The sequence below is a fragment of the Holophagales bacterium genome (genome assembly GCA_016719485.1).
GTDB lineage: Bacteria > Acidobacteriota > Thermoanaerobaculia > UBA5066 > UBA5066 > UBA5066.
In genome coordinates this window covers 154652-174985 of sequence record JADJZB010000009.1, presented here as the reverse complement: position 1 = coordinate 174985, position 20334 = coordinate 154652, and the positions used below count along the sequence as shown (strand labels likewise).

At 72.1% G+C, this 20334-nt stretch carries 15 protein-coding genes and 3 pseudogenes; 12 read left to right on the top strand and 6 right to left on the bottom strand.

Annotated features, from left to right (window positions below; genetic code table 11):
- Nucleotides 1–46: 46 nt before the first annotated feature.
- The 3 genes from IPN03_08455 to IPN03_08445 are packed head-to-tail and all read left to right on the top strand — an operon-like array spanning nucleotide 47 to nucleotide 2747.
- The gene (locus tag IPN03_08455; protein ID MBK9373747.1) at nucleotides 47–982 is read left to right on the top strand and encodes a hypothetical protein; all 936 of its coding nucleotides are present in this window, start codon (nucleotides 47–49) and stop codon (nucleotides 980–982) included.
- Nucleotides 979–1830, top strand: a complete 852-nt coding sequence (locus tag IPN03_08450; protein ID MBK9373746.1) for an N-acetylmuramic acid 6-phosphate etherase — start codon at nucleotides 979–981, stop codon at nucleotides 1828–1830. The genes IPN03_08455 and IPN03_08450 overlap by 4 nt, the downstream gene beginning before the upstream one ends.
- On the top strand, nucleotides 1821–2747 hold the full coding sequence (locus tag IPN03_08445) for an N-acetylglucosamine 6-phosphate deacetylase (protein ID MBK9373745.1): 927 nt from the start codon (nucleotides 1821–1823) through the stop codon (nucleotides 2745–2747). The genes IPN03_08450 and IPN03_08445 overlap by 10 nt, the downstream gene beginning before the upstream one ends.
- A 660-nt stretch (nucleotides 2748–3407) precedes the next feature.
- Here IPN03_08445 and IPN03_08440 read toward each other — a convergent pair.
- A pseudogene (locus IPN03_08440) lies at nucleotides 3408–3818 on the bottom strand (DUF5009 domain-containing protein).
- Between the two features lie 136 nt (nucleotides 3819–3954).
- On the opposite strand from IPN03_08440, the gene IPN03_08435 reads away from it, so the two are divergent.
- Both IPN03_08435 and IPN03_08430 read left to right on the top strand, forming a co-directional pair.
- Nucleotides 3955–5760, top strand: a complete 1806-nt coding sequence (locus IPN03_08435; protein ID MBK9373744.1) for a sensor domain-containing diguanylate cyclase — start codon at nucleotides 3955–3957, stop codon at nucleotides 5758–5760.
- A complete protein-coding gene (locus IPN03_08430) occupies nucleotides 5757–7364 on the top strand; it encodes a serine hydrolase (protein MBK9373743.1) in 1608 nt (535 codons plus the stop codon). Before IPN03_08435 ends, IPN03_08430 begins: the two co-directional genes overlap by 4 nt.
- Nucleotides 7365–7397: 33 nt before the next feature.
- Here IPN03_08430 and IPN03_08425 read toward each other — a convergent pair whose 3' ends face one another.
- Nucleotides 7398–8531: a dipeptide epimerase gene (locus IPN03_08425; GenBank protein ID MBK9373742.1), complete on the bottom strand. Its 1134-nt coding sequence runs from the start codon at nucleotides 8529–8531 to the stop codon at nucleotides 7398–7400.
- 18 nt (nucleotides 8532–8549) lie between these two features.
- Between IPN03_08425 and IPN03_08420 the strand changes: the two genes are divergently transcribed.
- Nucleotides 8550–10331 (top strand): serine hydrolase, encoded by a 1782-nt coding sequence (locus IPN03_08420; GenBank protein ID MBK9373741.1) that lies wholly within the window; start codon nucleotides 8550–8552, stop codon nucleotides 10329–10331.
- Between the two features lie 64 nt (nucleotides 10332–10395).
- On the opposite strand, the gene IPN03_08415 is transcribed toward IPN03_08420, so the two are convergent.
- Both IPN03_08415 and IPN03_08410 read right to left on the bottom strand, forming a co-directional pair.
- Nucleotides 10396–11031: a DUF1579 domain-containing protein gene (locus IPN03_08415; GenBank protein MBK9373740.1), complete on the bottom strand. Its 636-nt coding sequence runs from the start codon at nucleotides 11029–11031 to the stop codon at nucleotides 10396–10398.
- A gap of 113 nt (nucleotides 11032–11144) precedes the next feature.
- Nucleotides 11145–11771 (bottom strand): exopolysaccharide biosynthesis protein, encoded by a 627-nt coding sequence (locus tag IPN03_08410; GenBank protein MBK9373739.1) that lies wholly within the window; start codon nucleotides 11769–11771, stop codon nucleotides 11145–11147.
- A gap of 106 nt (nucleotides 11772–11877) precedes the next feature.
- Between IPN03_08410 and sppA the strand changes: the two genes are divergently transcribed.
- Complete coding sequence (gene sppA / locus IPN03_08405) at nucleotides 11878–13638, top strand: signal peptide peptidase SppA (protein MBK9373738.1); 1761 nt, start codon at nucleotides 11878–11880, stop codon at nucleotides 13636–13638.
- A gap of 24 nt (nucleotides 13639–13662) precedes the next feature.
- Here sppA and IPN03_08400 read toward each other — a convergent pair whose 3' ends face one another.
- Both IPN03_08400 and IPN03_08395 read right to left on the bottom strand, forming a co-directional pair.
- Nucleotides 13663–14235, bottom strand: a complete 573-nt coding sequence (locus IPN03_08400; protein MBK9373737.1) for a hypothetical protein — start codon at nucleotides 14233–14235, stop codon at nucleotides 13663–13665.
- Nucleotides 14232–15143: a hypothetical protein gene (locus tag IPN03_08395; GenBank protein ID MBK9373736.1), complete on the bottom strand. Its 912-nt coding sequence runs from the start codon at nucleotides 15141–15143 to the stop codon at nucleotides 14232–14234. The genes IPN03_08400 and IPN03_08395 overlap by 4 nt, the downstream gene beginning before the upstream one ends.
- 38 nt (nucleotides 15144–15181) lie before the next feature.
- Between IPN03_08395 and IPN03_08390 the strand changes: the two genes are divergently transcribed.
- The 5 genes and pseudogenes from IPN03_08390 (at nucleotide 15182) to IPN03_08370 (ending at nucleotide 19990) form a co-directional block, all read left to right on the top strand.
- Nucleotides 15182–15481, top strand: a complete 300-nt coding sequence (locus tag IPN03_08390; protein MBK9373735.1) for a hypothetical protein — start codon at nucleotides 15182–15184, stop codon at nucleotides 15479–15481.
- A 13-nt stretch (nucleotides 15482–15494) separates the two neighbouring features.
- Entirely contained in the window at nucleotides 15495–16397 is a 903-nt protein-coding gene (locus IPN03_08385) for a TIGR01777 family protein (protein ID MBK9373734.1), read from the top strand.
- A 31-nt stretch (nucleotides 16398–16428) separates the two neighbouring features.
- Nucleotides 16429–18635: pseudogene (locus IPN03_08380) on the top strand (xanthine dehydrogenase family protein molybdopterin-binding subunit).
- Nucleotides 18632–19102 (top strand): (2Fe-2S)-binding protein, encoded by a 471-nt coding sequence (locus IPN03_08375; GenBank protein ID MBK9373733.1) that lies wholly within the window; start codon nucleotides 18632–18634, stop codon nucleotides 19100–19102. The pseudogene IPN03_08380 and the gene IPN03_08375 overlap by 4 nt, the downstream one beginning before the upstream one ends.
- A pseudogene (locus IPN03_08370) lies at nucleotides 19099–19990 on the top strand (FAD binding domain-containing protein). The gene IPN03_08375 and the pseudogene IPN03_08370 overlap by 4 nt, the downstream one beginning before the upstream one ends.
- Nucleotides 19991–20334: the final 344 nt, after the last annotated feature.

The following is a 20334-nucleotide window of genomic DNA, read 5'->3' as shown; positions in this document are numbered from 1 at the left end:
GCGGACGGCGGCGGTCCGGCGCTCTTTCCGGCGGTACGATTCCCCCATGCCCGACCTCTACGTTGGCGTCGACGGCGGGGGCACGCGGACGCGGGCCCTCGTCACGGCATCCGACCTGCTCGCCCTCGGCCGCGGCGCCTCCGGCCCCGCGAACGCCACCACCGTCCCCGTTCCCCGTCTCGTCCAGTCGGTCACGGAGGCCATCGACGACGCCCTCGAGGCGGCCGGCGCCTCCCGCTCCGACGTCGCCGTCATCTCCTGCGGCCTGGCGGGCGTCGAGGCTTCGGCCATGAAGGGCCGGCTCGTCGTCGCGCTGGAGGCGGTCTACGGAACCGGGCGCGTACGGATCACGACCGACGCGAGGATCGCGCTCGCGGGCGCCCTCGCCGACCCCGTGGCCGATTCGGGCGCCGTCCTGATCGCCGGGACCGGCGCGATCTGCTTCGGCCGGAACGCCCACGGCCTCGAGGAGCGCGCGGGGGGCTGGGGAGCCCTCATCGGCGACGAGGGCTCGGCTTCCGAGATCGCCCGGCGCGGCCTCGCCGCCGTGGCGCGCGACGTGGACGGCCGGGGGCCCCGGACGAAGATGCGGGAGGCCCTCCACTCCTCGGAGGGGACCCGCTCGGCCGTCGAGATGGTCCAGAAGCTGTTCCGCCCCGGCGCGGGGCCGACCGACACGGCAGCCTACTTCCCGATCGTTCTCGACGCGGCGCGGGACGGCGACGACGCGGCGCTCGAGATCCTCCGCTGGGCCGGCAGCGAGCTGGCGCTCACGGCGCTCACCGTGCTTCGCAAGCTCGGCATCGCCGGCGACCCCGTCACGGTGGCCACGGTCGGCGGCGTCTTCGCCGCGGGCGAGCTCGTCCTGGCGCCGCTGCGCGCAGGGCTCCTCGCCGGCGCGCCCCGCGCCCGGCTGGGCCCGCCCGCCCACATCCCCGAGATCGGCGCCATCCGCCTCGCCCTCGCCGAGGGGGCGCGGTGATCGACACGCTGGCGTACGTCACGGCGATCCACGAGGCCGACCTGGAGGCCGTCCGGGCCGTCGGACGCGTCCTCCCGGAGGTCGCGCACGCCGCCGAGGCCATCGCCGCGCGCCTCGACGCCGGCGGGAAGTGGATCAACGCCGGGGCGGGCACGAGCGGGCGGCTCGGCGTCCTCGACGCGTCGGAGCTGCCCCCCACGTTCGGCGTCGCGCCGCGCCTCGTGACGGGCCTCATCGCGGGCGGGAGCGAGGCCCTCGTGAACGCCGTGGAGGGAGCCGAGGACGACGAGGCGCAGGGGGCCGAGGACGTCAGGCTCGCCGGCGTGACCTCGCGCGACGTGGTCCTCGGCATCGCCGCGAGCGGCGCGACGCCCTGGGTTGCCGGAGCTCTCCGGTGGGGGAAGGGGCTCGGCGCCCTGACGGTCGCCCTCGTCGGCGCGCCCCACTCACGCCTCGCCGCGATCGCCGACCTGGCGATCCTCGTCGAGACCGGCCCCGAGGTCCTCCGCGGCTCCTCGCGGATGAAGGCGGGGACGGCGCAGAAGCTCGTCCTCAACATGCTCTCGACCGCCGTCATGGCGCGGCGCGGTCTCGTCTACCGCGGGGAGATGATCGCGATGCGCCCGACGAACGTGAAGCTGAAACGGCGCGCGATCGACATCGTCGGGCGCGTGCTGGCGCTTCCTCCAGAGCCCGCCGCACGGCTCCTCGAGAGTGCCGGCTGGGAGCTGCCCGTCGCGCTCGTCTCCGGCAGGTGGGGCGTGCCGGTGGAGAAGGCGGGGGAGTGGATCGCGGCGCTGAGCGGGAACGTGGCGCGGGCGCTCGACGAGGAGCCGACGTGGGGTTGACCGCGGCGAACGGCCTGATCGACCTTCACCTCCACGGTGCCTTCGGCGTCGACGTCCTGACGGCGGACGAAGCCGGTCTCGACCGCCTCGCACTCGGCCTCGAGGAACGCGGCGTCGCAGGGTTCGTCCCGACGCTCGTCCCGGTCCCGCTCGACGCCCTGGCGCCGCTCCTCTCGCGCCTCTCGGCCTGGGTCCGCTCGCGCCGCCCGGGCGACGGACGCGGCGCGATGCCGCTCGGCATCCACCTCGAGGGACCGTTCGTCTCCCCGAACCGGTCGGGCGCGTTGCACCGCGACGCGCTCCTCGACGGAAGCGACGCGCGCCGGGTCGGCGCGTTCTTCGAGGCCGTCGGCGACCTCCCCGGACGCTCGATCGTCACGATGGCGCCCGAGATCCCGGGCGGGCTCGATCTCGTTTCCGCATTCGTGAAGCGCGGATTTCTCGTCTCGCTCGGGCACACGGAGGCGGACGTCCCGACGCTCGACGGGGCGCTCCGGCGCGGCGCGCGGCACATGACCCACTTCGGCAACGCGATGAAGCCTCTCCACCACCGCGACGCCGGACCGATCGGCTGGGGCCTCCTCCACGACGAGGTGACGGTCGACGTCATCGCCGACCTCCACCACCTTTCCCCCCAGATGCTCGCCCTCGTGAGGCGCTGCAAGGGGCCCGGGGGCTTCGTCCTCATCAGCGACGCCGCCCCCTGCGCGGGGCTCCCCGACGGGGATCACCTGGTCTGGGGAGAGACGCTCACCGTCACCGACGGCGCTGTCCGAAACGCCTCAGGGAACCTCGCCGGGAGCGCCGCGCTCCTGCCCGACTGCGTCGCGCGGCTGGCCGCCTCCGGTGTCGCGACACTGGAGGAGGCGCGCCACGCGGCTAGCGAGACCCCGCGTCGGCTTCTCGCCTCCGGCTGATCGGACCGCTCCGGCCCGTCAGACCTTCCAGTACCACCCCCTCTTCTCGCAGTACCTGAGGACGGCCCAACAGACGGCGAGGATCGCCAGCGCCTGCAGGTGCGAGGCGAGGTACGGCTCCCCCGCCCGCGAGAAGACCCCGTCGAAGAGGAGCTTGTGAAGGGACGCCGCGTTCCCGTCAGCGACCGTCACCTTCACGAGGCCGAGGAGCTTGGCGAGGAGGCCGGAGAGGACGAACGCGAGGAGCGGGTTCGTCCCGAACGTGAAGAGCGGGGCGAAGGGGCGCTTCACGCCGAGGAGGTCGACCACGACGAGGGCGGCGAGCAGCGAGAGGCAGGCCGCACCCGACGAGAAGAGGACGTAGGAGCCGGTCCAGAGCCCCTTGTTGAGTGGAAGGCCGAACGCTTGCCAGGCGAGACCGCCGACGACGCCGGCCGCACCCGCGAGGCCGAGGGCCACGAGGCGCGTCTTCAGCGGCGCCTTCGACGTGAGGAGGAGTCCCGCGAGCGCTCCCGTCAGCATCGTGGCGAGCGCGGTGAGGGTCGAGAGGATTCCCTCCGGGTCCCACGCCGGCTTCCAGAGGTGTCCCTTCAGGAGCGCGAGATCGACGGCCGTCTGCAGGTTCCCCTCGAGGGTCAGGTCGTAGCCGGGGAGGAAGAGGAGCGCCGTGTGGAGGGCGAGGAGGAGCGCGGTGGCGACCGCGAGAAAGGCCGTCTTCCGCCGCACGGGAGCGGCGAGGAGGAGGAGCGCTCCGAGAGCGTAGACGAGGCCGATGCGCGGCAGGACGCCCGGGATCCTGAGGTGGAGGAGCCGGTGGAGCGTGAAGGGGAAGGCGGCGAGCGCCCAGCCGACGAGGACGATCGTCGCTCCCCGGCGGAGGGCATGCCGCGCGAGCTGGGTGCGGGCGGCCCCCTGTGCGGACCGCTTGCCGAGAGAGAGGACCGAGGCCGTCCCGACGATGAAGAGGAAGAAGGGAAAGACGAGGTCGGTCGGCGTGCAACCGTGCCACTGGGCGTGGCCGAACGGCGGGAGGACGAAGGCCCAGCTCCCCGGGTTGTTGACGAAGAGCATGGCGGCGACCGTCGCCCCCCGGAAGAGGTCGAGGGCTGCGAGACGGCCGGCGGTCGGCGGGGCGAGTGCTCCGGAGGGGGCCAGGACCCGATTCTAGTAAACCGTTCGGGAGGCCGACGCCTTATCCTTTCGACGTATGTCTGTTGCGAACGGGTTCAGCGCCCAGGGAGAGATCCTCGCGCGCGCCTTCGCCACGGTCGACGCCGCTCTCGCCATCACCGACACCTCGGGACGCATCACCTGGGCGAACGCCACCTTCCACGACCTGCACGGCATCCCCGCGGGTGCGTTTCAGGACGTCCGTCTCCGTGACCTCGTCGTCGCCCGCCCGGGTGCCCCCTCGCCGCTCCCCGAGCCCCTCGCCAGCGGATTTCGGGGGTGTGTGCGGCACCGCCGGCTCGACGGGTCGATCTTCCTCGCCGACCTGTCCGTCACCCCGGTGACGGGAGGCCTCGCGATCGTCGCGAGGGAGGTCACGGCCGAGCGCAGGGCCGCCGCCCTTCATGACTGCATCCTGGCGCTCCTGCGGGCCGTCCGGGAGTCTCCGGTCCCGGAGAAGCTGTTCCCGGTGGCCCACGCGCTCTTCGCCCGGCTCCTCCCCGCACAGTGCTTCGCCGTCGTCGGGCCGGACCCCGGGACCGCGCGTGTCGATCTCCTCTACTCGGCACCCGAGTCGCTCGGGGACGACGTGAGACAGGCGATCTGGGCCGTTGCCGGACGTGTCCTGGCCATCGGGAGGCCGGTCTGCCTCGGGCCGTCGGCCTGGGGGGAGGCGTATGCGGCCGGCCACCTCGCGTCCGCGGGAATCCCCGGGACGTCGTGGCTCGGGGCGCCCCTCGGCGACGACCTCGGCGTCCTCGTCGTGTGGGCGTCGGGGGGTGCCGAGCACGACGAGGCCGACGCCGAGCTCCTCGGGACGCTCGCCCCCCCGGTGGGGCAGGCGCTCCAGCGCGGCCGGGACGAGGCGCGGCGGCGGTCCGAGCTCCTCGAGAAGACCGCGCTCATGGACGCGCTGTCCGACGCCGGGCAGGCGCTCGTGACGCTTCGTGACGGCTTCGTGGTCCACGCCAATGACGCGGCGGCCCGCTTCGTGGGGACGACGCGGGAGGAGCTGGCCGGCCGCCGCCTCCTCCTCGAGGTCGTCCCCCCCTCCGAGCGGCCCCGCCTGGCCCGGCTTCTCGCCTCACCGTCGCCCGAGGCGTTCGAGACGGCGCTGGCCCTCCCGGACGGCCAGCGGCGGGAAGTGCAGATGGCCATCCGTGCCGTCGACCTGCCGGAGGGTCTGCTTCAGCTCGTCGTCTTCCACGACGTGACGACGCTCGTCACCTCCGCGCGCACCGACTACCTCACCGGCCTCCCGAACCGGCGCGCCACCGAGGAGGCCCTCGCGCGCGAGTGGGAACGGTTGCGTCGCCGCTCGGGGGCCTTCGCGCTCGCGCGGGGCGAGGCCACCGAGACCCAGCCGGCTCCTCCCCTGTCGGTCGTCATGATCGACATCGACGACTTCTCCGTCTTCAACGACAACCACGGCCACCACACCGGAGACGAGATGCTCCGCCGGACGTCGCTCGTCCTGCGCGCCGCCCTCCGCTCGTGCGACCTCGTCGGCCGGTGGGGAGGAGAGGAGTTCCTCGCCATCCTCCCCGACACCGACGCCGAGGGTGCCGCGATCGTCGCCGAGCGGATCCGTCACTCCGTCGAGGCCGACGCCTTCTACGACGTCCCGCGCTTTCCGTCGGCAGCGGCGGAAGCGGCAAGAGCGGCGGTCGAGAGCGTCCGGCTCCAGGTCACGATCAGCCTCGGCGTCGCGACGGCCGTTCGCCCGGCCTCGCCGAAACCCGACGAGGTCGTTCGCCGGGCCGATGCCGCGCTCTACGAGGCGAAGACGACCGGGAAGAATCGCGTCCTCTCGGCCCCGTCCGAGGAGGAGCCCCCGGCGTGAGGCGCGGCCCCGTCGCGGCGATCGCGGCGCTCTCGGCGGCCGTCCCGATCCTCGTCTCCTGCGCGACCGCCCCGCCCCGGGAGCTCTTCGTCTCCCCGCCGTCGGAGCCGCTCGCCCGGCGCGTCGCGCGGCACGCGGAGGCGAGCGGTGCGCGGATGGGGGTCGTCGCCCTTCACGTCGAGAGCGGTCGCGAGCTCCGCTGGCGCGACACGGAGACGTTCGAGGGGGCGAGCATCGTCAAGCTCGCCCTCCTCGTCGAGGCGCTCGCGAGGAGCCGCGAAGGGACGCTGGAGCTGTACGAGCGGTGGCCGGTCCCTCCCGGCGCCGTCGCCGCCGGCTCGGGCGTCCTCGACGAGTTCGGGCCGTGGCTCGCGCCGACCCGTCGCGACCTCCTGCGCCTGATGATGGCGCTCTCGGACAACACCTCGGCAAACCACTTCATCGACGCCTTCGGCGCGGAGACGGTGAACTGCCGGATGGCCGAGCTCGGACTCGCCGGGATCGAGCTCGTCGGGAGGATCCCGGACCTCGGGTCTCCCGAGGAGGACGCGCCGTGGGAGCCGCTCGGCCGGATGACCCCGCGCGACACCGCCGAGCTCTGGCGCCGGGCCGCCACGGGAACGCTCCTCGACAGGGAGTCGAGCCATCTCGCGATGCGTCTCGCCGCCAACCCGCGCACGGCGAACCGGATCCCGCGTCTCCTCGCCTCGCTGCCTGGAAACGCCTGGGCAGGCAAGACCGGCACGATGAGCGGCGTCAGGGCCGACTCCGGGGTCCTGACGACGCCGAAGGGGACGTTCGTCTTCGCGATCTTCGCCGACCGCATCCCGGGCGGCGGCTCTCTGGCGGCGAACCACGCCATGGGGGAGATCGCCAGGGAGGTCGTCGACGCGTGGTCGAAGGATCTCCCTGACCGCCCCCCGATCGACCTCTCCGAGGAGCGCCCACGCCAGCCGGCCCTTCCCAGGGTGGAGCTGACGCCGCTCGAGGCCCGCACCGGAGGGCCGCACCTCGAACGCGTCTACCGCGGCGCCGACCGCCTCTTCTGGGAGCTGTGGGAGAAGGCGGGCGGCGACCTCGCGGACGCCTGCCTCGTCCCGATGCCGAACTCCTCCTGGGACGGGTGGCTCCCCCGGCGGATCGAGCCGCTGACGTCGCTCGTCCTCCACCACACGGCGATGGACGACGACGAGTCGTGCATCGCCTTCTTCCTCGAGCCGTCGAGCTTCGTCTCCTCGCACTTTCTCGTCGGGCGGGACGGACGGCTCTACCAGTTCGTCTCGCTCGAGCACCGGGCGTTCCACGCGGGGGCCTCGTACCTCCACGGCCGGTCGGTCCTGAACCTCAGCTCGGTCGGCGTCGAGATCACCGGCGACGGGAACCGGGTTCCCTTCACGCGCGCGCAGATCGAGACCGTCGCGAGGCTCACGGGCGTCCTGACGGCGCAGTTCGGCCTCGAGGTACCGTGGATCGCCGGGCACGAGCACATCGCTCCGGGCCGCAAGATCGACCCCGGAGCGCTCTTCCCGTGGAACGAGGTCGTTCGACGCGGCCTCGCTCTCGCGGAGGAGCTCCGGCCGCTCGTTCCGCCACCTGCCGAGTAGGGGTCGCCCCGGCCTGAAAGGCCGGCTTTTTCCTCAGACCGGAACGACGCCGAGCCCCGGCCCCGAGGGGAGATCCCACCGGCCGTCCTTCAGGACGAGCCCCTTCCACGGGTCGTTCGCGACGAGGAGGTTCCCGTCCAGGTCGAGCCAGTCGTAGAGCGGGGCGACCGCGACGGCGGCGGCGATGCCGAGGGACGACTCGATCATGCAGCCGAGCATCAGCTTGAAGCCGAGCGCGCGCCCGAGGGCCGCGAGCTCGTAGGCGCGGGTGATGCCGCCGCACTTGGCGAGCTTGGCGTTCACGCCGTCGAAGAGGCCGACGAGGGACGGGACGTCCTTCACGTGGAGGACCGACTCGTCCGCCACGAGCGGGAGGACGGACGCCGCCTTCACCGCCTTCATCTCGGCGTTCTTCGCGACGGGCAGCGGCTGCTCGACGAACTCGATCCCCATCGTCTTCAGCCAGGCGATCTTCGCGAGCGCCTCCTCCGCGGTCGCCCACCCCTCGTTCGCGTCGACGCGGATCGGCTTCTGCGTCACCGAGCGGATCGCCGCGACGTTCGTCTCGTCGCCCGGGAGGCCCACCTTCACCTTCAGGAGCGGGTAGGGCTCGGCCTCCTTCACCTTCTCCTTCATCACCTCGGGCGTGTCGATGCCGATCGAGAACGTCGTCTGGGCCATCCGCCCCGTCGGGATACCGAGGAGCTTCCAGACCGGCTGTCCGACCGCCTTCCCTTTCCAGTCCCAGAGCGCCATGTCGAGGGCGGCGACGACCTGCGAGTCGCCCCCGGCCGCTTCCTCGGCCCTCTCGAGCCACGCGAGGTGCTCCCACGGGGAGAGCCCCGCGCAGGCCGCCTTCACCTTCGCGAACGCCGCTTCGCCGCTCTCCCAGCTCTGGCCGTAGCGCTTGTTCGCCGCCGTCTCGCCGTAGCCGGTGATCCCGCCCGACGCGAGCGTCAGGAGTCCGTTCTTCTTCTCGTCCGAGGAGCTGCGCGCGATCGTCCAGGTGTGCCGCAGCTTCAGGAGCATCGGTTTGAGGTCGAGCGTCACGCCCTTCGCGGCCGCGACGTTCGCGGGGGCGGCCGAGGCGATGGAGGGAAGGAGGGCGGAGGCGGCGAGGGACCCCGAGACGGCCAGGAGGTCGCGGCGCGAGAGGGAAGCACTCATGCGACGATTATGGGCACGATGAGTCCTCTCAGCGCGACCCGGTTGCTCCGGGCCGTTTCCCTCCTCCTGCTCCTCGCCCTCCCTGCCGCCGGCCAGACGGCGGCCGCTCCCGCGGCCGCCGTCGTCGTCGTCCCGGTCGCCAACGTCCTCGCCCGCCCCGAGGCGGCGGCGCCCGTCGAGGACCAGGCGATTCTCGGCGAGGCGGTCGAGACGTCGCGCGCCGACGGGCGCTTCCTCTTCGTGAAGACCCGCTCCGGTTCGCGGGGGTGGATCGAGGCGACGGCCGTGCGGCCCGGCCTCGCCGACCCGTCCGCCGAGCGGCTCGAGGTGACCTCGAACCTCGCGCACGTCTACCGCGAGCCCAGCTTCATGGCCTCTGCGCCGCTCGCGACGGCCCCGTTGGGAGCACGCCTCGGAGGGCTCCGAACGCTCGAGAAGGACGGGTACGTCTGGCGGGAGGTCGTCCTGCCCGACGGGCAGACCGGCTACGTCGCCGGCGAGGACGTCGCGGAGGAACGGACGAGCGCGATGCCACCCGTCCTCGATCCCGCCTCGTGGCTCGCGATGGCCAGGCGCTTCCTCGGCGCCCCCTACACCTGGGGCGGGACGACGCCCTGGGGATTCGACTGCTCCGGCCTCGTCTGGCGGGTCCTCGAGCGGCACGGGGTCCTCCTCATGCGCAACAGCTCGGAGATGTGCTTCCGCGACCCGCAGCTCGTCCCGGTCCGCTTCGAGGAGCTCGCTCCGGGCGACCTCGTCTTCTTCGGAACGGAGACGAAGATCGACCACGTCGGCTTCTGGACGGGTGAGGGAAACGTCCTGCAGGCGACGAGCCACCGCGTCCCCTCGACCCAGGAGATGCCCTGGGCGAGCGAGCGGATGGCCCCGCGTTTCCGCTACGCCCGGCGCCTCGCCGCGCTCCCCGGCGCCCCCCGCCCCTCCGGCCTGACGCCGGCGAAGGCCGAGGCGCTCGGGAAGGCCCTCGACGCGCTCGCCGCGGAAGGGAAGGCGACGTTCGGGATCGTCGTGAAGGACCTGCAGACGGGCGGGACCGTGAAACGCAACGCGACGACGACGATGCACGCGGCGAGCACGATGAAGACGGCCGTCCTCCTCGAGGCGCTGCGGCGCGTCGACGAGAAGACGCTCTCCCTCTCGACGGGAATCCCCGTCGTCGACTGCTTCTCGAGCGCCGTCGACGGCTCGCCGTTCCGCGTCGAGATGGACCCCGAGAGCGACGGCCGGCTCGTGCCCTACCTGACGCAGCCGGCGCGGCTCGATTTCCTCATGCGGGAGATGATCGTCCGCTCGTCGAACGTCGCGACGAACCTGATGCTCGGCCTCTGCCCGCCCAGGGACGTCCAGGCCTTCGCCGACGCGCTCGGCGCGCCGGGCGTGAAGGTCCGGCGGATGGTCGAGGACGAGAAGGCCTACCAGGCCGGCATCTCGAACGAGACCGACGCCGAGGGCATGGCGGCGCTGATGGAGGCGGCCGTGAGGTCGCCGAAGCTCTCCGTGGAGGCCCGCCGCCTCGCTTTCGAGATCCTCGCCGCGCAGGAGTTCAACGGCCAGATCCCGGCCGGCATCCCGAAGCAGGCGGGGGCGGTCGTGGCACACAAGACCGGGAGCATCTCGAAGGTGCAGCACGACGCGGCCTTCGTGAGGCTCCCCGACGGGCGCGAGTACGTCCTCGTCCTCCTCGCGACGGATTTCGGCGCCAGCGAGGAAGGGCGCAAGCGGGTCGTCGAGACGACGCGGAAGATGTCGCGCGCCGTCTGGGAGGCGATGATCGCCCCCTGAGCGACGGCGAGCGGCCCCGCCCGCGTCCCCGGACGCGGGCGGGACCCGGGGCGGCTCGCGCCGCCTACTTCTTCCGCGTGTAGGTCATCTCCATCGACTTGGCCATCTTCCCGTCGGGGCCCGACATCCACATCTCGAAGAGGAGCGTGTCGTCGTCGACCTCGGTGTCGACGGTCCGGAGGGCGACCTTCTTCCCGTTCGTCGGGTCGATCATCGAGCCCGTGTAGACGGTCTTCTTCCCGGACGCGTCGCGGGTCCCCGCCAGCACGAGCATCCCGGTGCCGGCCGAGTCGATCCAGTACGCCTCGTACTTCTTCTTGGTGTTGTCGTAGCCGGTGAAGCCGATGCCCGAGAAGGGCTGCCCCATCATCGAGCCCTCGAACTTCTGCTCGAGGTATCGGCCACCGAGGACCATCCGGAACTCGCACGTCCCCGTCGTCTCTTCCGGAGGCTGAGCCGGGTCCATCCAGGACTTCGTCTTCACGATCCAGGAGCCGGCGAGCTTCGCGAGCCGCGCGTGCGGCTCGCCCGGAGTCATGGCGGCCGCCCAGGCCTTCATCATCGCTTCCTGGCCCGGTGCGGCGGCGGGCTGGGAAGCCGGTTTCGTCTCCTTCGCCGCGGTCTTCGGCTCCTGGGCTGCGGCGGGAAGGGCGAGGACCAGGGCGAGAACGGGAACGGTCATCGAACGGGCACGCTTCATACGGCCTCCTCTCGGGCTCGGGATTCTCCAAGAATAGTGCCCGCGAGTCTGACACGGGTCGGCGCCCGAGGCATCCCCTCGCCGCGGAGCCGCGAGCGCCCGGACGGCCTGCCCTAGAGTCCCAGCTTCTCGAACGCCGCTCCCCCCGCCCAGACGAGGAGGACCACGAGCGCGGCGAAGTAGAGGACGGTCAGGACGAGCGTCCCCATCGCCGCCACGAGCATGAGGCCGTCCTCCTCCAGCTCGCCGAGGGCGACGAAGACGACGGCGAGGGCCGGGAGGGAATTGCTGAACGGCATCCCGGCCAGCGGCACCGAGATGAGAAGGCCCGCGACCGCGATCATCAGGCCCCCTGCGCGGCGCCCATTCTCCCCCGTCACCCACTCCGTCCGGCGGCGACGGGTGAAGCGGCGGCAGAAGCCCAGGACCTTCGTGGCGACGCCAAACAGCCTCCGCCAGGCGGCAGGACCGGGTGCCCAGGCCGCGACCCGCGCCGGAAGCCAGGGCGAAGGGCGGCCCCGCGCCATCTGCCAGCCGAGGATCGCGAGCGAGAGGCCGAGGGCCGTCGAGACGGGGCCGAGGGCCACAGGCTGGAGGAACGGGAGCGCCTGGAGGACGCAGACGAAGACGAAGCCCGACTCTTTCAGGCTCGAGAACGCCTCCCCGAGCGTCAGCGGGCGCAGCTCGGCCGTCTCCCGGCACGTCGCGAACGCGTCCATCAGCTCCTCGTATCGCCCCATCGCCTCCCCAACGGCTCCGTCGCCCGCGTGATTCCCGCACCCCGCGCGCTGCGGACGATAATCGTCCGCGCTGCCGGGGAATGAGCCGGGCGGCCAAGAGGGTCTCATGACCAAGGGTGGAAAAGGTCTCCTCGTTCTCGTTCTCGTCATCTCCGTCTTCGGCGCCGTCCTCGTCGGGGCCGGCATCTTCGTCAGCGGCATGGGGAAGCCGTCGGTTCCGAAGAAGGCGATCCTGGAGCTCGACCTCGAGCGCGGGATTCCCGAGACGCAGCCCGACAACCCCTTCGCCGCGTTCGGAGGCGAGCGAACGCTCACGCTCCGCGACGTCGTCGACGCGCTCGAGAAGGCGGGGGACGACCCGCACGTCGTCGGGCTCGTCGCGCGTCTCGGCGCCGCGCCGATCGGCGTCGCCGAGATCCAGGAGATCCGCGACGCCGTGAAGGCCTTCCGGGCGAAGAAGAAGTTCGCGGTCGCCTACTCGGAGACGTTCGGCGAGTTCGGGCCCGGCAACGGCCCCTACTACCTCGCGACGGCGTTCGACGAGATCTGGCTCCAGCCCTCGGGCGACCTCGGCCTGAACGGCCTCGTGGGCGAGAGCCCCTTCCTGCGCGGCGTCCTCGACAAGCTCGGCGTCAAGCCCGAGTTCGGGCAGCGTCACGAGTTCAAGAACGCGATGAACCAGTACACGGAGACGAAGTTCACCGACGCCCACCGGGAGGCGACGAAGGCGCTGATCGAGTCGATCTACGGGCAGATGGTGAAGGGGATCGCCGAGGGGCGGAAGATGTCGGAGGACGAGGTCCGCGCCCTCGTCGACCGGGGCCCCTTCCTCGGCCCCGAGGCCCTCGAGGCCAGGCTCGTCGACGGGCTCGCCTACCGGGACGAGGTCCACGACAAGCTGGTGAAGAAGGGGGGCGCGGACGCGCGGTTCTTCGGCCTCTCGGCCTACCTGAAAAAGGAAGGCCGGCCCCACGCCGAAGGGAAGCGGACGATCGCCCTCGTCTACGGCATCGGGGGCGTCGTGCGCGGCCCCAGCAGCGGGAACGCCCTCACGGGCGGCCAGTCGATGGGCTCGGAGACGGTGGCGAAGGCGATCCGGACGGCCGTCGAGGACGACGACGTCGCGGCGATTCTCTTCCGGGTCTCCAGCCCCGGCGGCTCCTACGTCGCCTCCGACACGATCTGGCGGGAGGTCGTCCTCGCGAAGAAGGCGGGCAAGCCCGTGATCATCTCGATGGGTGAGGTGGCGGCCTCGGGGGGCTACTTCGTGGCGATGCCGGCCGACAAGATCGTCGCCCAGCCCGGGACGATCACCGGGTCGATCGGCGTCCTCGCCGGGAAGATGGTGACGCCGGCGATGTGGGAGAAGGTCGGCCTGACGTTCGACCAGGTCGAGGTCGGCGCGAACGCGAACATGTGGAACGCCTCGCGGAGCTTCTCGCCCGCGGAATGGGACAGGTTCAACGCCTGGCTCGACCGGATCTACGAAGACTTCACGTCGAAGGTCGCCGACGGGCGGAAGCTCCCGAAAGAGAAGGTCCTCGAGATCGCCAAGGGGCGCGTCTGGACCGGGGAGGACGCGAAGGCGATCGGCCTCGTCGACGAGCTGGGGGGCTACGCCACGGCCCTGAAGCTCGCGAAGGCGGCCGCGAAGATCCCGGAGGGCGAGAAGGTGAAGGTCGCCGTCTTCCCGAGGGAGAGGAACCCGTTCGAGACGCTCGCCGCGAGACTTTCGGGCGAGGAGGAGGACGAGAGCTCCTTCACCTCCATCATCAGGCTCCTCGAGCCGATTCGGCCTGCCCTCCGGCAGATCGAAGCCGAGCAGCAGAAGGGCGTCCTGACGGCGCCCCCGCTGACGATCCGGTAGCTTTCTCCCGTTCTGCCGTCGCGCCTACTCGATGCTCGCGCCGGCGCCCGCCTCGGCGATCCGGCGCCGGGCATCGAGCTTCCAGTCGAGCCGGCCGCGAGCCTGCGAGGCGAGCTTTCCGTCGGGCCCGAAGAACATCGTCTCGAGCGCCCGCTTGTTGTTGAACTTCAGCGTCGTCTTCCCCTCCGGGTCGACCGTCAGGGAAGCAGGGACGGGCGGCACGAGGCCGTTCTTCGCGAGCCAGGCGTCGAGCGCGGCGAAGGAGTCGGTCTTCACGAGGACGACGATCTCCGCCGAGGCGTCCGCACCGCGCGTCTCCTGGTAGGCGAAGAGCTCGCGGAGCTCCTGGGCCGCGGCGCCGTCGTCGGGATCGACGAAGTGGACGACGAGCACCTTTCCGGGCGCGCCGACGAGGTTGCGGCCCCTCCCGTCGCGGGTCTCCACGTCGAGGTGGCCTCCCGCGTCCAGGTTCAGGATCCCGTGGTCGTGGTCGGCGTGGGTCGCCGGGACGAGCGAAGAACGGTAGGCGAGGAAGATGCCGGCGAAGGCCCCGGCGAGGGCCACCCCGAGGACGATGCGGCGCTTGGAAGGAGTCATCGGGCGGATTGTACGGAGGCGGCGTCCGGCCCGCCGACGTCGCTGTCGGTTTCGACCGAGAAGCTGGCGAAGCCGGAGAACTCGAAGCGGAACGACGTGTCGAGGTTGAAGAAGACGGCCGTCTTTCCCCTGAGGTGAAGGTCGATGACGCACGGGAACCACACCCCGTGGGGGAGCCGCGACCCGCGGTACGAGATCGTCGCCTCCTTCACGTTCGCGGCGATCCCGCCGCTGACCTTCACGGGCCGAACGAGACGGGCCTCGACCGAGACGATCTGGAAGTCCGAGGCGTCGACGAGGACCCGGCCGGCGAGAGCGTTCAGCGCCCGGTCACCGAGGGAGCCGGCCGGAAGTCCCGGCTTCGGCGAGAACGCGAGCGCGTAGAGCAGCCGCCCGTCCTCCTCGACGGCCCCGTCGAGGCGGTAGTCGAAACGGGCGACCAGGTCGGAGAGGCGCCGGGGCCCGACGAGCGGGTCCTCTTCCTCGCCGGAGACGGCCGGCGGCCGCGAGGCGTCGGCCCCGGCACGCCGCTCGACGTCCCGCCGCCGTTGCTTCGCGTCCTCTTCCGCCTGATCGCGTCTCTCCTCCGGGGTGGCCGGCCGCCCGTCGACCTCGACGAGCTCGCGGGTCGCTTCTCCCGGCCTCTCCCCCGAGAAGTAGTGGAAGAGGCGGCGGCGGGTCTCCTTCTGACGTCCGCCCTTGCCCCACGACGTCCGCACCTCGACCTGGTCGAACGTGTAGTCGGTGAGGGACCGGTCGACCCGGCGCTGGGCGAAGGCCACCTTCCGGATCAGCTCCTCGGCCGGGAACGGCAGGTCCTGGGGCCCCGCGCCACGGCCGGCCGGCTGCGCGCCGGCGGGGCCCGCGAGGAGCAAGACTGCGAGCGGGATAGCTGCCAGAACCGTCACGAGATCCCTACGCTCCTCTGGAACGTTACGATGTCACCATGTCGAATGTACCGAAGTCCGCCTTCGACCTCGCCATGGAGCGCCTCCACGCGGCTGACCGCGAGGCCGGAATCGAGGAGAAGACCCTCTCCGACAGCCAGAAAGCCGCCATCGCCGAGGCGCGGTCGGTCGGCACGGCCCGCCTCGCCGAAAGGGAGATCCTCTTCAGGGACGCCCTGAGGAAAGTCCTCGAACCCTCCGAGCGGGAGAAGGCCGAGGAGGAGTACCGCGTCGACCGGTCGCGCATCGAGGCCGACCGGGACCGGGCGATCGATCAAATCCGCCGCGGGGAGAAGTGACGGAGCCCTCCTGATGAAGGTCGTCGTCACCGGCGGGACCGGCTTCCTCGGGAGAGGACTCGTCGCCGCCCTTCTCGAAAAAGGACACGCGGTGGACGTCGTCACGCGTGACCCGGCGAACGCGCCGGTTCCAGGGGGAGCCCGTGCGGTCTCGTGGAACGAGCTGGCCTCGGCCGTCGACGGCGCCGGCGCCGTCGTCAACCTCGCCGGGGAGACGATCGCCCAGCGATGGACCGCGCCGGCGAAGGCCCGGATCGTCGGTAGCCGGGCCAGCGCCGCCGAACGGGTCGGCGCGGCGATCAGGGCCGCGAAGAGCCGTCCGGCCGTTCTCGTCAACGCGTCGGCCGTCGGTTTCTACGGAAACCGCGGAGACGAAGAGGTGTCCGAGGCGACCGGGCCCGGCACCGGATTCCTCGCCGAGACGACGGTCGCATGGGAAGAGGCGGCGCGACGGGCCGCTCCCGAGGGGGTCCGCCTCGTCCTCCTGCGCATCGGGATCGTCCTCGGCGAGGAGGGAGGAGCTCTCTCGAAAATGCTCCTTCCGTTCCGCCTCGGTCTCGGCGGCCCGCTCGGGAGCGGGAACCAGTGGATGCCGTGGATCCACCGCGACGACCTCGTCGCGCTCCTCGTCGCGCTGCTCGAGGATCGCCGGTTCGAGGGCCCGGTCAACGCCACGGCCCCCGCTCCGGTCACGATGAAGGAGTTCGCCTCGACGCTCGGCCGGGTCCTCCACCGCCCCGCCTTCGCCCCGGCCCCCGCCTTCGCGATCCGCGCCGCGATGGGAGAGATGGCCTCCCTGGTCCTCGACGGGCAGAGGGTCCTTCCCACGAAAGCCTCGGCCCTCGGTTTCAAGTTCCGCTTCGGGACGCTCGAGGCCGCCCTCAGGGAGATCCTGGACCGCCCTTCGCGCCCCTGACGGCGAGCCCCCGGGCGGGTAGACTCGCTCGATGGCGCCCTCTGTCGGAAAGTCCGTTCCCCGCGTCGACGGCCCCGCGAAGGCGGCCGGGTCGGCACGTTACGTCGACGACCTCGTCCTCCCCGGGATGCTCCACGGCGCGACCGTCCGCAGCGACGTCGCCCGCGGCCGCCTCCTCGGCATCGACTTCGATCCCGCCTTCGACTGGACCGGGATCACCGTCGTCACCGCCGCCGACGTCCCGGTGAACGCCGTACCGCTCATCGAGACCGACCAGCCGGTCCTGGCAGAAGACGAGATCCGGCACGCCTACGAACCGGTGGCACTCCTGGCCTGCGAGGACCGGCTGCGCCTCGAGAAGGCGCTGAAGCACGTCGCGCTCCGCGTCGAGCCGCTCCCGCCGGTCCTGACGATCGACGAGGCCCTCGCGGCGCGGGAGGTGATCCGCCCGCCCGACAACGTCTTCAAGCGCTACCGGATCACGAAGGGGCGCGGCGGAGACGCCGTCGACGGGTGCGAGGTCGTCGTCCGGGGCGTCTACGAGACGGGCTGGCAGGAGCACGTCTACATCGAGCCGAACGGAATGATCGCGTTCTGGGACGCCGAGGGCGCGCACGTCGAGGGGTCGCTCCAGTGCCCGTTCTACGTCCAGAAGGGAATCAAGGGGGTCTTCGGCCTCCCCGACGACGGCGTCGACGTGACCCAGGCCGTCACCGGCGGCGGCTTCGGCGGCAAGGAGGAATACCCGACGCTCGTCGCCCTCCACGCCCTCCTCCTCGCGAAGAAGTCGGGCCGTCCCGTGAAGCTCGTCTACGGCCGCCAGGAGGACGTCGAGGCCTCCACGAAGCGGCACCCCTCGCACGTCGAGATCGCGAGCGGCTGCGACCGGGACGGGACGCTCCGCGCCGTCTCGATCCGCATCCTCTTCGACGGCGGCGCGTACGCGACGCTCACGTCGGTGGTCCTCTCGCGCGGCGCCCTCCACGCCTGCGGCGCCTACCGCTGGGAGGACGTGACCGTCGAGGCGCTCGCCGTCGCCACGAACACGCCGCCGAACGGCGCCTTCCGCGGCTTCGGCGCCCCGCAGACCGTCTGGGCGATCGAGCGGCACATGGACCGTATCGCGCGGACGCTCGGGATCGACCCGATGGAGCTGCGGCGCAGGAACCTCCTCCGCCTCGGCGACACGACCGCGACGGGGCAGACGCTGAAAGAGTCCGTCGGCGTCCAGGAGTGCGTCGAGAAGGCGATGGCCGCGAGCGGGTTCGCCGAGAAGCGCGCGCGCGCGGGCCGGTCGTGACCGGGCGCGTCGCCCGCGGCATCGGCGCCGCCGTCTTCCTCCACGGCGCCGGCTTCACCGGCTCGGGGGAGAAGTACCTGAAGGGGAAGATCGCGGTCGACCTCCTTCCCGGCGGGAGGGCCCGCGTGAGGACCGCCTCGACCGACATCGGCCAGGGGACCGAGACCGTCTTCCGGCAGATCGCCGCCGACGCCCTCGGCATCGCGACGGACGCCGTCGATTTCGCCGTCCCGTCGACGAAGCACGTCCCCGATTCGGGCCCGACCGTCGCCTCGCGCACCGTGATGGTCGTCGGCTCCATCGTCGAGAAGGCGGCAGGGGAGCTCCGTGTGCGCGTCGGCGAGGAGGCGACGGCCACGGGCGTTTCCCGCGAGGCCGCCTGGGACCGGCTCGCCGCCGACCCCGGGCGCGCGACGGCCCTCGTGCAGTACGAGCCGCCACCCGGTGTCGTCTGGGACGACGCGACCTACTCGGGCGACGCCTACCCGGCCTACGGATGGGCCTGCGACGTCGCGGAGGTGGAGGTCGACCTCGACACGTTCGAGACGAAGGTGACCGGCTTCTGGGCCGCGGTCGACGTCGGCCGCGTGATGAACCCGATCCTCTGCGCCGGTCAGGTGGAGGGCGGAACGCTCCAGGCGATCGGCTGGGCGCTGACGGAGAAGCTCGTGACGCGCGACGGGAAGATCCTGAACCCGAGGATGACGAACTACATCGTCCCGACGAGCCTCGACGCGCCCCCGTTCACGACGATCCTCGTCGAGGCTCCCTATTCCCGCGGGCCCGGCGGCGCGAAGGGCGTGGGCGAGCTTCCGATGGACGGCGGCGCCCCCGCCGTCGCGGCGGCGATCGAGCACGCCACCGGCCTCGTCCTCGACCGCGTTCCGCTCCTTCCCGAAGACCTCTTCGAAGCCTCGCTGAAGGGAGACGCGCGATGAGCGTCACGCTCACGGTCAACGGCTCCCTCCTCACGCTCGAGGCGCCTCCCGCCGCGCGCCTCCTCGACGTCCTGCGCGAACGGCTCGGCCTGACCGGGACGAAGGAAGGGTGCGGCGAGGGCGAGTGCGGCGCCTGCACGATCCTCCTCGACGGCGTCCCGGTGAACTCCTGCCTCGTCGCCCTCGGCCAGTGCGCCGGCCGCGAGGTGACGACGGTGGAAGGGCTCGGCGACGCGCAGCACCTGACGCCGCTGCAGGAGGCGATGGTGACCGAAGGGGGCGCCCAGTGCGGCATCTGCACGCCCGGGATGCTCCTCTCGGCCGAGGCGCTCCTGCGCGAGAAGCCCGCGCCGACCGACGGGGAGATCCGCGAGGCGATCGCCGGCAACGTCTGCCGCTGCACCGGCTACCAGCGGATCGTCAACGCGGTCACCGAAGCCGCGAAGCGCCGCGAGGTGCGCCCGTGAGCGTCGCCGGCCTCGCCCTTCACCCCTTCACCGCACCCCGCGACCTTCCAGCGGCGCTCGGCCTCCTCGCCGAGCGTGCCGCGCGGAACGAGAAGACCGTCCTTCTCGCCGGCGGCACCGACTGGTTCGTCGAGCGGCACGTCGCCCCGCCGGAAACGGAAGGGACGCTCCCGCTCGTCGTCGACGTCTCCCGGCTCGAGGGGCTGCGCAGAGTCTCCCTCGACGGCGACACGCTCCGGGTCGGCGGCGCCGTCACCTACCTCGAGCTGCGCAAGGACGCCCGCGTCGCCGCGCGCTGTCCGCTTCTCGCGGCGATGGCCCGCGACGTCGGCGCCCTCCAGATCCAGGCCCGGGGCACCCTCGCGGGGAACCTCGCCTCCGGCTCCCCCGCCGCCGACGGCGTCTGCGCCCTCGCGGCCCTCGACGCGACGCTCCTCCTCAGGAGCATCCGCGGCGCGCGGCGCGTTCCGCTCGCGAGCTTCTACACCGGCTACCGCAGGAGCGTCCTCGCCCCCGACGAGCTGATCGAGGCGGTCGAGATCGCTCTGCCTCCGGCCGGCGCCCCTTTCGTATGGCGCAAGGTCGGAACCCGCCAGGCGCAGGCGATCTCGAAGGTCGCCCTCGCGGGCGTCGCGGTCGTGGAGAACGGACGGGCGAAGCGCCTCGGCCTCGCGATGGCCTCGGTCGCTCCGACCGTCGCGTTCCTGCCCGGCGACGCGTGCCCTCGGCCTCTCGCGCGCGCTCGCGGAAATCACCGACGCCGAAGTTCGGGACGCCGTTCTCGGCGACGTCGCGCCGATCGACGACATCCGCTCCACGGCCGCCTACCGGCGGCACGTCGCCGTCGCGCTCGTCACGCGGTTCTTCGAGGAGCTGCGCGGGGCGTAGGGCGTTCGCCCGTCGCCCCGGCCAGGTCGTCAGCCCCGGGCTTCGCCTTCGCGACGATCTCCGCGTAGCGCGCCTCGCCGCGCAGGCTCGCCAGGTCGTCGTCCCCCTCGATCGCCTCGCGCGGCCCGAAGCCCTCGGCGACGGCCTTCTCCAGGCGATCGAGGGCCTCGGACGTCCTGCCCGCGAGCGCGTTGGCGCAGGCGAGGTTGAAGAGGACGTTGCGCTTTCCGGCATCCGTGACCCGGGGCAGGGCCGCACCATGGTCCAGGGCGCCGTCTCCTTCAGCAATTCCGCTGAGTGCGAGCGGACCCCGGCGTTGAACTACGGGTCGTCCCTTCCCACGA

What these genes read in the sequence shown, in the direction of transcription:
- IPN03_08455 (MBK9373747.1), top strand. Translation starts at nt 47, where the DNA reads ATGCCCGACCTCTACGTTGGCGTCGACGGCGGGGGCACGCGGACGCGG.
- sppA (MBK9373738.1), top strand. Translation starts at nt 11,878, where the DNA reads ATGACCAAGGGTGGAAAAGGTCTCCTCGTTCTCGTTCTCGTCATCTCC.
- IPN03_08375 (MBK9373733.1), top strand. Translation starts at nt 18,632, where the DNA reads ATGAGCGTCACGCTCACGGTCAACGGCTCCCTCCTCACGCTCGAGGCG.
- IPN03_08435 (MBK9373744.1), top strand. Translation starts at nt 3,955, where the DNA reads ATGTCTGTTGCGAACGGGTTCAGCGCCCAGGGAGAGATCCTCGCGCGC.
- IPN03_08400 (MBK9373737.1), bottom strand. Translation starts at nt 14,235, where the DNA reads ATGACTCCTTCCAAGCGCCGCATCGTCCTCGGGGTGGCCCTCGCCGGG.
- IPN03_08425 (MBK9373742.1), bottom strand. Translation starts at nt 8,531, where the DNA reads ATGAGTGCTTCCCTCTCGCGCCGCGACCTCCTGGCCGTCTCGGGGTCC.
- IPN03_08420 (MBK9373741.1), top strand. Translation starts at nt 8,550, where the DNA reads ATGAGTCCTCTCAGCGCGACCCGGTTGCTCCGGGCCGTTTCCCTCCTC.
- IPN03_08385 (MBK9373734.1), top strand. Translation starts at nt 15,495, where the DNA reads ATGAAGGTCGTCGTCACCGGCGGGACCGGCTTCCTCGGGAGAGGACTC.
- IPN03_08415 (MBK9373740.1), bottom strand. Translation starts at nt 11,031, where the DNA reads ATGAAGCGTGCCCGTTCGATGACCGTTCCCGTTCTCGCCCTGGTCCTC.
- IPN03_08410 (MBK9373739.1), bottom strand. Translation starts at nt 11,771, where the DNA reads ATGGGGCGATACGAGGAGCTGATGGACGCGTTCGCGACGTGCCGGGAG.
- IPN03_08390 (MBK9373735.1), top strand. Translation starts at nt 15,182, where the DNA reads ATGTCGAATGTACCGAAGTCCGCCTTCGACCTCGCCATGGAGCGCCTC.